The sequence below is a fragment of the Paraburkholderia sp. genome, assembly GCF_034668105.1.
GTDB lineage: Bacteria > Pseudomonadota > Gammaproteobacteria > Burkholderiales > Burkholderiaceae > Paraburkholderia.
In genome coordinates, this window is the sequence record NZ_JAXDPY010000318.1 from 1 (window position 1) to 14,255 (window position 14,255).

Genomic DNA, 14,255 nt, shown 5'->3' on the forward strand with positions numbered 1-14,255 from the left:
GCCGGTACACGCAGCGGTTCAGCCGTGCGACAAATGTGAATTCAACGTAGGCGTTGGCCCCGATGAAGAGCCAGGTATGAAGATCGTGCGACACGGTCAATTCCTTTGAAGCGATGCTGCAGTTAAAGGAAACACGGTCAGGCTGACGATTGCGGGCGCGGCACGGCCGGCTGCCGGGTCGCGGTTCTGCACAGGGGATGAGGACTGGGTGGTCGGGGGGAGGCTTCCCGCAGTCATCGGAAATGCGCCGATTGCGATGACTCAAGCGTACGCAGGACAGGAGGGGGAATCTATTCTACGGTGGGGTATGGCGGTGCCGCGATAGCGTAATCCGGCTATACGTCCGTATAAGGCCACACGCGGGAAGGGCGGCGTCCGGTTCGGCCGCGCCTGCGGGGAAACGATTAAACGATCCTTCTCCTCACCTATACGGACGTATATGATAATCGGCGCTGCAAACGCGTTAAGGAATGGGCGAAAAGCTTTCATGTGTGTAAATAAAATGAAAGCGCCCGCAATCTCCGGCCATGCATGTCGAGGAAGTTGACGCCGCACGCCAACGCGCGTGAAGGAGGCGCCATCGGGAGGAAAGTGGTGAGCGCACTCGGTTCGTCGCGCCAGAGCAGCACGCCTGGCTATCTGATCGGTCTGTGGATTGGCGGCTGCGTCGCTCTTGCCGTCATCGCCGGAATCTGCTTCGACCTCCAGGTGCGTCTCGCCACCACCGGCTTCTGCATGCTCATCGCCGTCGTGCTGCTGTCGCTTCTCGACAGCTTCGTTTCGTCCGTGATCTTCTCGGTGGTGGGCGCCGCACTTCTGAACGTGCTTTTTACGCCGCCCATTTTCAGCTTCCAGATCGAGAAGCTTCAGGAGGTTTTTCCGCTCGCGGCTTTTCTGATTACCTCGCTGGCCGTCACGACACTGGTGCGGCGCATCCGGCGCATGGAACAGATGCAGCGCGGTCAGGCACGCCTGCTCGATCTGACGCACGACACGGTCTTCGTGCGCGACACGGCCGGGGTCATCATCTACTGGAACCATGCCGCAGAGGTCCTTTACGGCTGGAGTAAGGCGGAAGCGACCGGCAAGGCTGCCGACGAGCTGCTCAAGACGATATTCCCGGCGCCTCGCGACGAAGTGCAGCGCATGCTGTTGCGCGACGGACATTGGGAGGGCGAGCTTACGCACACCCGGCGCGACGGCAGCCAGGTCATTGTGGCGAGCCGCTGGACGCTGCAGCACGACGATAAAAACGCGCCACTTGCCACCCTCGAGACCAACAACGACATCACCGGGCGCAAGCGCGCCGAAGAGATGTTGCGCAGGAGCCAGGCCCAGTATCTGGCCGAAGCGCAAAAGTTGAGCCGCACGGGGAGCTTTGGATGGAACATCGCGACCGGCGAAATCTTCTGGTCCGAGGAGGCGTTCGCCATTTTCGAACAGGACCCGGCGAGTGCGCCGTGCATCGAGACGATACGCGCGCGTGTTCATCCGGAGGATCTGCACGTCTTCGAACGGATGCTCCAGGACGTCGGCGAAACAGCCGACGGTTTCGATATCGAACACAGGCTGCTGTTCCCGGACGGACGGGTCAAGCATCTGCATGTCGTCGCCCACCGGGCGGAAGGACAGTCGAACAGGCGGCAGTTTATCGGCGCCCTCATGGACGTCACGCAAGCAAAACAGACCGAGGCCCGCTTGCAGGAAGCCCAGAATGAACTGGCGCGCGCGAGCCGGATTACGGCGCTGGGAGAACTGAGCGCATCCATCGCCCACGAGGTGGGTCAGCCGCTTGCGGCCATCGTGACGAACGGCGAAGCCTGCCTGCGCTGGTTGCGTCGCGAGCCGTTGAATATGGAAGAGATCGAAGGCTGTGTGACCCAGATTACCGACGAAGGAAACCGCGCGGCGGGCATCGTTCAGCGCGTGCGAATGCTGATGAAGGGTGCGCCGCCGGAGCGCACGGCCGTCGGCATGAATCAGCTCATCGAGGAAGCGGCAAAACTGATCCGCGCCGAGGTCGAACGGCAGGCCGGCGCACTCGTGCTGTCGCTCGGCTCCAATCTGCCGGACGTGCTCGCCGACCGCGTGCAACTCCAGCAGGTGCTCATCAATCTCATCGTCAACGGCATGCAGTCGATGTCGGCCGTCGGCGGCCGGCGTGAGATGGTTGTCATCTCAACGAGCGACCCGGAAGGCAACGTGGTGGTGTCGGTTCGGGACAGCGGGCCGGGTATCAGCGAGCAGAACCTGCCGCGCCTGTTCGACGCATTTTTCACCACCCGCAGCACGGGTATGGGAATGGGGCTCGCCATCTGCAGTTCGATCATCGAAGCGCATGGCGGTCAAATCTGGGCGGCCAACAATCCTGAGGGCGGGGCGACGTTCAGCTTCTCGTTACCGGCGGCCACCGCACGGGCCGCGCTTACGTAAGGCAGTTATACATTCGTATCATCGCGGTCGTCGGTTTTGTAAGCTAGGCTTGGTCTTCAGGATACACGCGCGCAATGTCACCGCCGTTATCCGGGGAGAGAGACGAGGGCCACCATTTTGCAAAAGACGCCCGTTGTATCCATTGTCGACGACGACCAGGCGGTTCGTCGCGCGCTGAGCAGCCTTGTGCGATCGATGGGGTGGGAAGCGCGCGTGTTCGAGTCCGCGGAAGCGTTTCTCGCATCGGGAGACGTGTCGGACACCGCGTGTCTTGTGTCGGACATCCGCATGTCGGGAATGTCGGGCGTAGAGATGCATGAGCGTCTCGTGGCGCAAGGGCAAGCACCGGCGACCATCTTTATCAGTGCCTATCCGACGCCATCGTTACAGGCGAAGGCGATGGGCAATGGCGCCCTGGTGATGCTGCAAAAGCCCTATCAGGCGTGCGTCATGACGCATTGGCTCTCGGTGGCGCTCGGCGCCCCGTAGCCGCGCTCGGGGCATGCCGCGAGCCGCTCCAGAAGCGGGAGAGGCAGGCACGCTGCGCTGCTGGTGGCCGCCGCCCGGTTCGAACGGCCGAATGCCGAGCGCTTCGGGCCTTTCCGTACATCAAATTTCCGGCGCGCCCGATGGGCGCTCATCGACAAAAAAAAGCCCCGCGTAGCGGGGCAAAAATGCGCACAGGGGTATGCGCGAGGAGACGTGCAAGGGCGCCTGAACTCAGCAGGCAAATACGTGAGCGTCGAGCACGTGGAGTCCGGGCACGGCGCCCGGCGCTACCACCGCGGTGAGCTTGTACGCGACGATGACCTAGTATGCATCCAGTCGGAAAAACACATCCGCTTCGTGTACATCCCGCCCGCCCACGCGCCCCGGCGGTGACTTTTCCTCACACTACCCCAGCCTTAATATCCATTGAGTCGCGCTCAGCCGACTCAGATAATTTGTCCACCGGATTTGCCAACCGCGATCGACCCGCATCGCCGCGCGCTCAGACATGCCAGCGCCATCCTGGGGCCGATCGCCACATAGAAAGGAGACGAGGTGGAACAACAGAGCGAAAGCGGGCGGGGCAGGGTTGCGGTCGTGACCGGCGGTGCAATGGGCATTGGTGCCGACGTGGCCGAAAGACTTGCGCGCAGCGGCTATCACGCGGTGCTTTCCGACATCAATCGCGGCGCGGCGGACGAAACGGTCGGCAAGTTGCGCGCGCAAGGACTCTGCGCTTCCGCTGTGGTCATGGATGTGGGCAATCCCGACTCCATCGCCGAAGGCTTTGCCGCCATCGCGCGCGACGCCGGCCGTTGCGACGTGCTGGTCAACTGCGCGGGCATCGCAACGATGCTTCCTTTCATCGATTACCCGCTGGACGTGTTTCTCAAGACCATGCAGGTCAACGTGACCGGCACGCTCCTGTGTGCGCAGCACGCGGCCCGGATGATGAGGCCGAACGGCTGGGGACGCATCGTCAATATCGCGTCCGTGGCGGGCATGCGCGCGGTCGGCACCGGCCGCACCGCCTACGGCACATCGAAAGGCGCGGTGATCGCGCTGACCCGGCAAATGGCTGTCGAGTTGTGCGACTACGGCATTACGGCGAACGCGGTCTCGCCCGGTCCCGTCGACACGCCGATGACCAAGGCACTCCATTCCGCCCAGTTCCGTGAAGAGTATTCGCGTGCGATTCCGCTGAAGCGTTACGGCAAGACATCGGAAATTGCCGCCGCTGTGTGCTACCTCGCGTCGGATGATGCCGCCTATGTGAATGGCGTTGTACTGCCCGTGGATGGCGGGTTCCTTTCGTGGGGCGCCGGCGCCATCTGACAATCGGACGATCCGGGCCGCTCGCTTCGCCATCGACATCAGCCTGTCAGCCGGCGCATATAGGCGTTTCCGACAGGCGGCCCGGCGGCACGCGTGAGTTCAGCGGGTCGCCACCCGCGATGACACAACCATGGCTCGATCTGGGCGTGCAGTAGTTATACGGATATAGGCCGGTTTTATATCCTCTATTGTGAATTCGTATTTGTAGCGGTTATGTCGAACTCCTTATACTTTTTTTCACCCAAGGAGATCCGCGCCGTGCTCGGCAGTTCGCCATGAAGCACGACGCTCGAGCAACATAACCCGCATTGCATTTGATCAGGAGACACAGCATGTCCGCGCAGGCTCAGTCAATCTTCATCGGGGGCGAATGGTCGGGCGCCGCATCGGCGCAAGTCATCGAGGTCCGTTCGCCGACCGATGGTGAGGTATTCGCCGCGATTTCGCGCGGCGGCAAGCAGGAAATCGAGCGCGCGGTGGCCGCCGCGCGCCGCGCGCTCGACGGCGCGTGGAGCACCATGGCGGGTTTCGAGCGCGGCCGCATTCTGACGAAACTGTCCGACCTGATACTCGCGAATACCGAAGAACTGGCGCAACTCGAGGCGCGCGACACCGGTAAGCCGATCAGTCAGGCGCGCACCGATATCAAGGCCACCGCGCGCTATTTCGAGTTTTATGCCGGCGCGGCCGATAAAGTACTCGGTGACGTGCTGCCGTTTCTCGACGGCTATCAGGTCACCGTGCAGCGCGAAGCGCGTGGCGTGGTCGGCTTGATCATTCCGTGGAATTACCCGGCCTCGATGTTCGGCCGCACGCTGGGACCCGCGCTTGCCACCGGCAACACCGCCATCCTGAAGCCGGCGGAAGACGCCAGCATGAGTTGCATCCGTCTGACCGCGCTCGCATCGCAAGCGGGCTTGCCGGCCGGCGTGCTCAATCTCGTCACCGGTCTGGGCGAGGAAGCGGGCGCCGCGCTCTCGCAGCATCCCGAGGTCGACTTTCTGTCGTTTACGGGCTCGCCTGAAGTCGGCACGCTGATCCAGACGGCGGCGGCGCAGAACCACGTGCCGTGCGTGCTGGAACTGGGCGGCAAGTCGCCGCAGATCGTTTTCGACGACGCCGATTTCGAGCGCGCCGCGCAAACCATTGTGGGCGTGATCGTGCAGAACGCGGGACAAACGTGCTCGGCCGGCAGCCGCGTGCTGATCCAGCGCTCCGCTTATGACCGCTTTACCGGCATGCTCGTCGAGCGCATGTCCGCGATCCGCGTCGGCGCGCCGGCGGCGGACCTCGAATGCGGACCCGTGATCAACAGCACGCAGGCAAGCAAGGTGCAAGGCTTTCTGGATCGTGCGAGCAAAACCGGTATCGGTGTGCTGGCACAAGGCAAGCTCGACGAAAGCGCGTTGAAAACCGGCTACTTCGTGACGCCGACCCTGTTCGGCCCAGTCCCGCCCGATCATGAACTTGCCCAGGACGAAGTGTTCGGCCCGGTACTCGCCGCCATTCCGTTCGACGACGAAGCCGACGCGGTCAGGATCGCGAACGGCACGGCCTATGGCCTCGTCGCGGGATTGTGGACCGAGAACGGCGCACGTCAGATGCGTGTGGCGAAGAAGCTGCGCGTGGGGCAGGTGTTCATCAACAACTACGGCGCGGGCGGTGGCATCGAGCTGCCGTTCGGTGGCGTCAAGCGCAGCGGCCACGGCCGCGAGAAAGGACTCGAAGCGCTCAAGGAATACACGGTGGCGAAGACGATCGTGCTGCGCCACGGCTGAGCACGCCATCGGTTTTACAAGCCGTGAAGCGTCGGCACCGGGTTGCCAAAATCGACCCGGACACGTGACATCAGAATCAGGAGACCGTCCGCATGACCGCTGTTCCAGAGTTTTCCCGCGCTGCCGTATTGCGCGAATTCAAGGCACCGTTGCGCATTGAAGAAGTGCCCGTACCGCGCGAAACCGAAGTCGGCGCCGCGCTCGTCAAGATCGAGATGTGCTCGATCTGCGGCACCGACGTGCATTTGTGGCAAGGATCGTTATCGCTGAAAGTAAACCTGCCGGTGATCATCGGCCATGAAATGGTGGGGCGCGTGATTCGGGCCGGCGCGGGCGTGACGACCGATTCAGTCGGCACACCGCTGAAAGTTGGCGACCGCATCGTGTATACGCATACATCCTGCGGCGGTTGTTTTTTCTGCACCACCGCGCGCAAGCCGACGTTGTGCACGAACCGTCGCGCGTACATGTACGAAAACATCGAACATGCGCCGTATCTGCTCGGCGGCTTCTCCGAATATGGCTACGTGTTGCCGCAAGCCGGACGGTTGCGCGTGCCGGACTCGGTGCCGAACGAACTGGCGAGCCTGTCGAGTTGCGCACTGCGCTCGGTGATGAACGCCTTTTCGCAGCTCGGTGAGATCGAGCCCACGGAAACGGTGTTGATTCAGGGCGCGGGCCCGCTCGGACTGCTCGCAACGGCGAACGCGCGGGTGCGTGGTGCGAAAAAAATCATTGTGGTCGGCTCGCCGGCGCCGCGTCTCGAGATGGCAAGACTGTTCGGCGCCGACGTGTGCATTCCGGTAGAAGGCACGACGCCCGAGGAACGGATGGCTACGGTGCTGGCCGAAACGGAAGGGCGCGGCGCGGACATCGTGATGGAATTCACCGGCGTTCCGGCAGCGTTCGCGGAAGGTCTCGCGCTCGCGCGCAAAGGCGGCCGCTATCTGGTGGTGGGTCAGCTCGGCGAGGCCGCCACCACGATGCAACCGTCGATGATCGTCAAAAAGAACCTGCAGGTGATCGGTTCATTTTCCGGCGACGCACGCAGCTATTCGCTGGCGCTGCAGTTTCTCGAAGCGCATCAGCACGACTTTCCATTTCACCAGATGATCTCGGGCCGCTACAAGCTCGACGATGTGAATCTTGCGCTTACGCGTATGAAGAACTTCGAGGAAATCAAGCCGGTGATCGCAGTGGAATGATGCTTTGACCGAAGCCCTTGCCCGCATCTCGGGCGGCTTCGGTTGTGCAGTAACGCAAATACGAAAACAAGCGGACAAAACCGCACGCAAGCGGCGGGCAAGCAAAAAAGCAGGCAAGCAGGGCCAAAATTCATCGCAGCGCGGACAACATGCCGACACATCGGCAACCTATAAAAGGAGACAACAATGGCTTTCAATCGTCGCAGCTTTCTCGTCGCGGGCGCCGGTTCGGTTGCCGCTGCCGCCGCATCCAGCATGGTGGGCGCGCCCTGGATCAAACGGGCGCAAGCCGCGGAGTTTTCCTATAAGGTCGGCACCGACCTGCCGGCCTCGCATCCGTTGAACGTGCGGATTCAGGAAGCGTCGAATGCGATCCTGAAGGAGACGGACGGCCGCATGGAAATCCGCGTGTTTCCGAACAACCAGCTGGGCGGCGACCCCGACATGTTCGCGCAGCTGCGGGCCGGCGCGCTGGAGTTCTTCACGTTGTCGGGCGCGAATGCATTGTCGTCCCTCGTGCCGAAGGCAGCCATTTCCGGCGTCGGCTTCGCTTTCAAGAACTACGATCAGGTCTTCGGCGCGCTCGACGGCGAGCTCGGCGCGCATCTGCGCGGCCTCATCACGAAGGGTGGGCTGGTGGTGCAGGACAAGGTGTGGGACAACGGCTTCCGGCAGATCACGAGCAGCGGCAAACCGATCAAGTCGCCGGCCGACCTGCAGGGCATGAAGATTCGCGTGCCGCCGGGACGTTTGTGGATCTCGCTGTTCCGTGCACTGTCGGCGGCGCCCACCTCGATCAGCTTCAACGAGGTGTACTCCGCGTTGCAGACCAGGGTGGTCGAAGGCCAGGAGAACGCCCTCGCCGTAGTCGACACCGCCAAACTCTACGAAGTGCAGAAGTACTGCTCGATGACGAGCCACATGTGGGACGGTTTCTGGTTCCTCGGCAATCGCGCCGCGTGGGAGAAGCTGCCTGCGAACGTGCGCGACATCGTGTCGAAGAACCTCAACGCGTCCGCGTTGCAACAGCGTAAGGACGTCGCGCAACTGAACTCGTCGTTGCAGAAAGCGCTCGAGAGCAAGGGCCTCGCCTTCAACCAGCCCGATATGGATTCGTTCCGCGACATGCTGAGAAAGGGTGGTTTCTACGCCGAGCAGAAGCAGTTCTTCGGCGAAGAGGAATGGGCGCTGCTCGAGAAGGTCACCGGGAAGCTGGCATGAGAACGCCGCTCGCACAGACTTTCGCACAGGCCTCGCCCGGCGGCACCGTGCAAAAAAACCGGCCCTCGGTGCCGCATTGGCTGACGCTCGCCGACCGCGTGCTGGGGCTTGTCGTGGCCGTGCCCGCGGCTTTGCTGGTGCTGGCGGAAATCGTGCTGCTGTTCGCCGGGGTGTGTGCGCGCTACGGGTTTCATCGGCCGCTCGTGTGGGGCGATGAACTGGCCAGCATCCTGTTTCTATGGCTCGCAATGACGGGCGCGGCCACCGCGCTGCATCGCGGCGCGCACATGCGGATGACGGCGATCGTCAACCGCTCGGGTGCGAGATGGAGCACCACGTGGGACATCGTCGCGCTGGTCGCCAGCATGATGTTTCTCGGCCTGATCGCGGCGCCCGCCTATTCGTACATCCAGCAGCAATGGATGATCGTCACGCCCGCGCTCGAATTCAACGACGGCTGGCGGGTCGCCGCGATCCTCTACGCCACCGGCTGCATGCTGCTGATGTGCGCCGTCAAGCTGCTGGCGCTCGGCTGGAAGCCGGCCTTATTGGGCGTGGTGGTGTCGGCGCTGGTGGTGGCCGGACTCGACACGGCGGGTCCGCTGCTGCAATCGCTCGGCAATCTCAACCTGCTGATTTTCTTCGTCGGCGTGGTGGGTTTCACCGTGCTGAGCGGCATGCCAATTGCGTTCTCGTTCGGGCTTGCCGTGTTTTCGTATCTATCGCTGAGCACCTCGATGCCGCTCGAGATCGTCGTGAGCCGCATGGATGAGGGCATGTCGCAACTGTTGCTGCTTGCCGTGCCGATGTTCGTGTTCCTCGGCCTTCTGATTGAAATGACCGGCATGGCGCGCGCGATGATCAATTTCCTCGCGTCACTGCTTGGGCACGTGCGCGGCGGTCTGTCGTACGTGCTGGTCGGCGCGATGTACCTGATCTCCGGCATTTCCGGTTCGAAAGCCGCGGACATGGCGGCGGTCGCGCCGATCCTGTTCCCGGAAATGAAGAAGCGCGGCGAACGGCCCGGCGAACTCGTGGCATTGCTGTCGGCGACCGGTGCGCAAACCGAGACCGTGCCGCCGAGCATCGTGCTGATCACGATCGGCTCGGTGACGGGCGTGTCCATTTCCGCGCTCTTCACCGGTGGCCTCCTGCCGGGCTTCGTGCTGGCGCTCGCGCTCTGCTCGCTCGTGTGGTGGCGCTCACGCAAGGTCGCGCCGGCGTCGACGGCTCGCGCATCGTTGCGCGAGATCGGCACGACGCTGCTGGTGGCGATTCCGGCGCTTGCATTGCCGGTGGTGATTCGCTTTGCCGTGGTCGAGGGCGTTGCCACGGCCACCGAAGTGTCGACCGTCGGCATCGTCTATGCCGCGCTCGCGGGTTTGCTGATCTATCGGCGCTTCGACCTCAAACGGATCGCGCCGATGCTGGTGGAAACCGCGGCGCTGTCCGGTGCGATCCTGATCATCATCGGCACGGCCACCGCGATGGCGTGGGCGCTTACGCAGTCGGGCTTCTCGCACAATCTCGCGGCGTTCATGGAGCATTTGCCGGGCGGGGCGGTCGCGTTCATGGCGGTCTCCGTGCTGATGTTCGTGCTGCTCGGCAGCGTGCTCGAAGGGATTCCCGCCATCGTGCTGTTCGGGCCGCTGCTGTTTCCGATTGCGCGCGAAGTCGGCATACATGAAGTGCAGTATGCGATGGTGGTGATTCTGTCGATGGGGCTCGGCCTGTTCTCGCCACCGTTCGGCGTGGGTTACTACGGCGCGTGCGCGGTCAGCAAGATTCATCCGGACGAGGGCATCCGGCCGATCGTCGGCTATATGGTCGCGCTGTTCATCGGTATCGTGGTGGTGGCGGCGGTGCCGTGGATTTCGACGGGTTTCCTCGCGCACGGCTGAACCAGAACGGCTTAGCCGCCGTTCAATCCCGTGCGCGCCACCACGAAGTAGTCCGAGCCGCCCATCTGTCCACCCTTGAGCGCGATCTCGAGATCACGCAGATGCGGCTGGTCGGAAATCACCCGGCACAGCGGCGCGCCCGGTGTCAGACGCGCGGCTATTTCGAGCGCGTCGGGGCCGAGCACCTGCGTGACCTGGCTCGAGGTGTCGCCACCAGAGAGAATCAGGCGACGCAGCGGCACTGCTTTCAAAACCGCCTCCACGATCGCGCCGAGCCGTTGTCCCAGCAGACGGCCGCCCCGATGCTTCGCCTCGTCGCGGCTCAGGCCGCCTTGCATCAACGAATCGATCATCGCGCCGACGCGCGGGTCATGCGGTCCGCGCGCGGTGTGCATCACGACGCTGCGGCCGGCTCGCAGGGCCTCGCTCGCGCGCTCCACGAGGCGTTGCAGCGCGTCCTGCCACTGCATGGTGTCCACTAGCGCGCTTGCGTCGACGGCAAGATCGGTGAAGCCCGCGGCAATCGCCGTGTCGATCTGCGCGGCGCTCAATGGCGACGCGCTGCCCGATACCGCCAGAATCGGCGCGGCGGGCGCGCATACATCGTATGAGCGCGACGACTGCGGCAACTGGCCGGTCTCGGCCCACCACTGCGTCAACGCATACTCGACCCCGGACGAACCCACCGTGAACGTAGCGGGCCCGCGTGCGGAAAGCGTCTGAAGCAGCCGTCCCAGTTCGGTGAGATGCCCGCTATGGGCCGTATCGAACAAGATCGCGGCAGGCTTCGCCGCGAGCGTTGTTTCCAGCGCTCGATCCAGTGCGGGACGGCCGCCCTCGAAGTGAGTCAGATTGACGCCCGCGATGGATAGCGAGGTCTGACGGTTGAGATGGCGGATCAGATCGCCTTCGTCCATGGGCGTGACCGGATGCACGCTCATGATCGGATGCCGGTCGATGCGATACATCTGCCCGTCCGTGCCGGAACGCGCAAACAGGTTGCCGAACAGACAATAGCGTTGCAGCGCGGGCGTGCCGGCAATGACCGGAATCGTCGCGTCGCCGAACGTCGCGCGGGCGATCTCCATCACCCGGCCAATACTGCCGATGCCAGGCGCGCTGTCGAATGTCGAGCACACCTTGTAGTGCACGAGCGGCGCGCCGAGCTCGCGCAGCGCGCGGAACACGGGCGGCAACGCGTCGTCCATCTCCACCGGCGACATCGCGCGACTCGCGCCGGCAATGCCGATGGCGTCGAAACCGCCGAGCGCGTCGAGTTGCGCGCGCGTGGGTGGATTCAGAAACAGCGCGCAGCGCAGGCCAGCGAAAGCGAGGACTTCGAGCGCATCGGTCGAACCGGTGAAATCGTCCCCGTAGAACGCAAGCCGCAACGTTCTCATCCCGTCACCTTGCATGCTCAGATCGCCTTGAAGTGTGAAAGGGCAGCGCGCAAGGCAGGGCGCGTGCGCGCGTAGTCTTCGAGGCTCACGCCTTCAACCGCCGCTTCCCAGCCCTCCCGCATGCTCGCGACGCCTGCCGCGATACCCTGTGGATGCCCGATGATGCCACCGCCCGCGAGATGCATGAGATCGACCGACTTCAGCATCTTGTACAGATCCGGCGCCTGGCCCGCCCATTGTCCGGACGAGAACACCGGCATCAACGGTTGAAGTCCCGCGAACGGGGTGAGGCAGGCGCGCGCCGATTGAATCACCGACTCATCGGGCTCCCAGAATTTGCTGCGAAGCCCGTTGACGTGCACGTGATCGATGCCGGCAAGTCGCCAGAGCTTCTGATAAGCCGTAAACGAGAAGCCGAGTTGCGGGCAACGGGTCAACGCGCCCCAACCGTTGCGGTGTCCGTGGATCGGCAACTGGGCATGCTTGCGCAAATGTTCTAGACCGGCGATACCCACCCAGTTGATGCTCGCCATCACACAGGTGCCACCGGCGGCGAGCACGGCGTCGTGACGGCGCAGCATATCGTCGATGCTGCCGGAGATGTTGATCGCGTACATCGGCATGCGTCCGAGGCGATCCGCATGCCGCTTGAGCACTGGCATCACCGCGGCGAGCCGCGCGTCGAACGAGGCGTAGGTCGGGTCCGCCAGCAATTCGTCGTCCTTGATGAAGTCGATGCCGCTGGCACAGAGGTCGTCGACCATCGCCGCGGTCTGCTCGGGTGTCAGCCCGATACTCGGCTTGACGATGGTGCCGATCAGGGGACGCCCGTGCACGCCGGCCAACTCGCGCGTGCCGGGAATGCCGAAACGTGTCCCCGGGAACTGGCGAGCGTAATCCGCCGGCAGATCGAAATCCAGCAGTCTCAGTCCGGTGACTTCGCCGAGTTCGAACAGATTGCCGGCGATCGTCGCGAGCAAGGTTGGTAAGTTCGCCCCGACGTTGCCGACCGGAAAGGCGATCTCGACTTCACCGCGGTAAAAGACCTTCGCCTGTTCCTTGCGTTCGACGAAAGCGCTCTTAAGCGACGGCTCGAATGCGGGCGGCAGTGACTCCACCTTCAGCACGCGCGCGCGCGAGCGCTGCTTCAACGCTTCGGTTTCGCCGGGCAGCGACAGGAACGTGCCGCTCGACTGCTCGCCCGCGATCACTTCTGCCGTCTTCGCAATCGGCACCGAGCTTTCGACGAAGTACCGCGCGGTGAATTCCGCGCGCGCATCAGGAGTAGGGGATTTGGCTTGGCTCATTGGCTGGCTCATTGTGCGGGAGAACGCGACGAATACCTTCGTGGCATGTCGGAATATAAGATTGACCGGAAAAACCATCAAACGATATGATTTCCAGAGGTGCTGCAAAAAACTCACAATAGCGAGACGACGCCGGAGTGCTTTCCGGCAATAGGAACGACCCGTGCCACGACCATCACTCAACGCACTGCGGGCTTTCGAGGCCACGGCGCGCTTACGCAGTTTCGGCGACGCGGCGGAAGAATTGTCGGTGACTCACGGCGCGATCAGCCGGCATATCCGTTCACTCGAAGACACGCTAGGCGTCTTGCTGCTGTTGCGCAATGCGCATTCCACCGAACCCACACCCGAAGGCGCGCGGCTTGCCGAAGGCCTCTCGCGGGCCTTCAATCTGATCCAGGCGAGTGTCGAGCAGGTGCGGCCCGGACCGCTCACGCTGTCGTGTTCGGCGTCGATCATGATGTACTGGCTGCTGCCGCGGCTCGGGAAATTGCATCGCAAGCATGCGTCTCTTGAAGTGGGCTTCAACACCGGTTCAGGAGAGATCGATTTCACGCGGGAAAACATCAGCGTCGCGATCCGCCTGAATACGATCAAGGCGCCCAAGGACATCGAGCCGAAGCCGCTGATCGACGAATGGATCGGCCCGGTCTGTTCGCCCGAATATCTGCGCGCCACGCTGATCAAAGCGCCGCACGACCTGAACCGCGCGCGCCTTCTCGCCACCAACACGCGGCCCGGCGCGTGGCAGGACTGGTTCGATTCGGCGCAGCTGGGGGAACTGCAGCCTGCCATCATGGAATCGTTCGAACACTTCTATCTGCTGATTCAGGCGGCCAAATGCGGACTCGGCATCGCCAACGTGCCGCGCATGCTGGTGCGTGACGAACTCGACTCGGGCGCGCTCGTCGCCCCGTTCGGCTTCGTGCCGGGTCCGCGCAAGCTCGTGTTGTGGGTCGCGCCGCACCTCGAGGCGCGCCCGCAAACGGCCGCGCTCGTCGACTGGCTCGGCGTGGAACTGCGCGATACGGAAGGTGTGCCGGCCTAAATCGCCGAGCCGCCGTCGGCGTTGTAGACGTGGCCGGTCACGAACGAGGCTTCGTCCGAGGCGAGGAACGCCACTACGGCCGCAATTTCGGCGGGCTGCGCGCCGCGTCCCATTGGCGTAGCCGCATAGATCGTATCG

11 protein-coding genes are annotated in these 14,255 nt (G+C 63.3%); 8 read left to right on the forward strand and 3 right to left on the reverse strand.

Translation table 11 applies throughout. From position 1 onward, the window contains the following. The first annotated feature begins 594 nt into the window (after positions 1 to 594). From QOC89_RS14585 to QOC89_RS14615, 7 genes are all read left to right on the forward strand, one after another. Positions 595 to 2,433, forward strand: coding sequence for an ATP-binding protein (locus tag QOC89_RS14585; RefSeq protein WP_323045653.1), 1,839 nt, complete (start codon positions 595 to 597; stop codon positions 2,431 to 2,433). A gap of 117 nt (positions 2,434 to 2,550) precedes the next feature. Beyond that, complete coding sequence (locus tag QOC89_RS14590) at positions 2,551 to 2,922, forward strand: response regulator (RefSeq protein ID WP_323045654.1); 372 nt, start codon at positions 2,551 to 2,553, stop codon at positions 2,920 to 2,922. A 555-nt stretch (positions 2,923 to 3,477) separates the two neighbouring features. Further along, positions 3,478 to 4,257, forward strand: a complete 780-nt coding sequence (locus tag QOC89_RS14595) for an SDR family NAD(P)-dependent oxidoreductase (protein ID WP_323045655.1) — start codon at positions 3,478 to 3,480, stop codon at positions 4,255 to 4,257. Between the two features lie 332 nt (positions 4,258 to 4,589). Next, entirely contained in the window at positions 4,590 to 6,035 is a 1,446-nt protein-coding gene (locus tag QOC89_RS14600) for an aldehyde dehydrogenase family protein (protein ID WP_323045656.1), read from the forward strand. 92 nt (positions 6,036 to 6,127) lie between these two features. Next, positions 6,128 to 7,240: a zinc-binding dehydrogenase gene (locus QOC89_RS14605; protein WP_323045657.1), complete on the forward strand. Its 1,113-nt coding sequence runs from the start codon at positions 6,128 to 6,130 to the stop codon at positions 7,238 to 7,240. Positions 7,241 to 7,426: 186 nt separating this feature from the next. Continuing rightward, positions 7,427 to 8,461, forward strand: coding sequence for a TRAP transporter substrate-binding protein (locus QOC89_RS14610; RefSeq protein WP_323045658.1), 1,035 nt, complete (start codon positions 7,427 to 7,429; stop codon positions 8,459 to 8,461). Further along, a complete protein-coding gene (locus QOC89_RS14615) occupies positions 8,458 to 10,362 on the forward strand; it encodes a TRAP transporter large permease subunit (protein WP_323045659.1) in 1,905 nt (634 codons plus the stop codon). Before QOC89_RS14610 ends, QOC89_RS14615 begins: the two co-directional genes overlap by 4 nt. An 11-nt stretch (positions 10,363 to 10,373) precedes the next feature. Here QOC89_RS14615 and QOC89_RS14620 read toward each other — a convergent pair whose 3' ends face one another. Together QOC89_RS14620 and QOC89_RS14625 are read right to left on the reverse strand one after the other, a co-directional pair. Then, positions 10,374 to 11,762 (reverse strand): four-carbon acid sugar kinase family protein, encoded by a 1,389-nt coding sequence (locus QOC89_RS14620; RefSeq protein WP_323045660.1) that lies wholly within the window; start codon positions 11,760 to 11,762, stop codon positions 10,374 to 10,376. Positions 11,763 to 11,779: 17 nt separating this feature from the next. Continuing rightward, positions 11,780 to 13,069, reverse strand: a complete 1,290-nt coding sequence (locus tag QOC89_RS14625) for a ribulose-bisphosphate carboxylase large subunit family protein (protein ID WP_323045661.1) — start codon at positions 13,067 to 13,069, stop codon at positions 11,780 to 11,782. Positions 13,070 to 13,232: 163 nt separating this feature from the next. On the opposite strand from QOC89_RS14625, the gene QOC89_RS14630 reads away from it, so the two are divergent. After that, on the forward strand, positions 13,233 to 14,117 hold the full coding sequence (locus QOC89_RS14630) for a LysR substrate-binding domain-containing protein (protein WP_323045662.1): 885 nt from the start codon (positions 13,233 to 13,235) through the stop codon (positions 14,115 to 14,117). Here the strand turns inward: QOC89_RS14630 and QOC89_RS14635 are convergent. After that, a partial coding sequence (locus QOC89_RS14635) for an SDR family oxidoreductase (RefSeq protein WP_323045663.1) occupies positions 14,114 to 14,255 on the reverse strand: 142 nt, incomplete at its 5' end. The genes QOC89_RS14630 and QOC89_RS14635 overlap by 4 nt on opposite strands.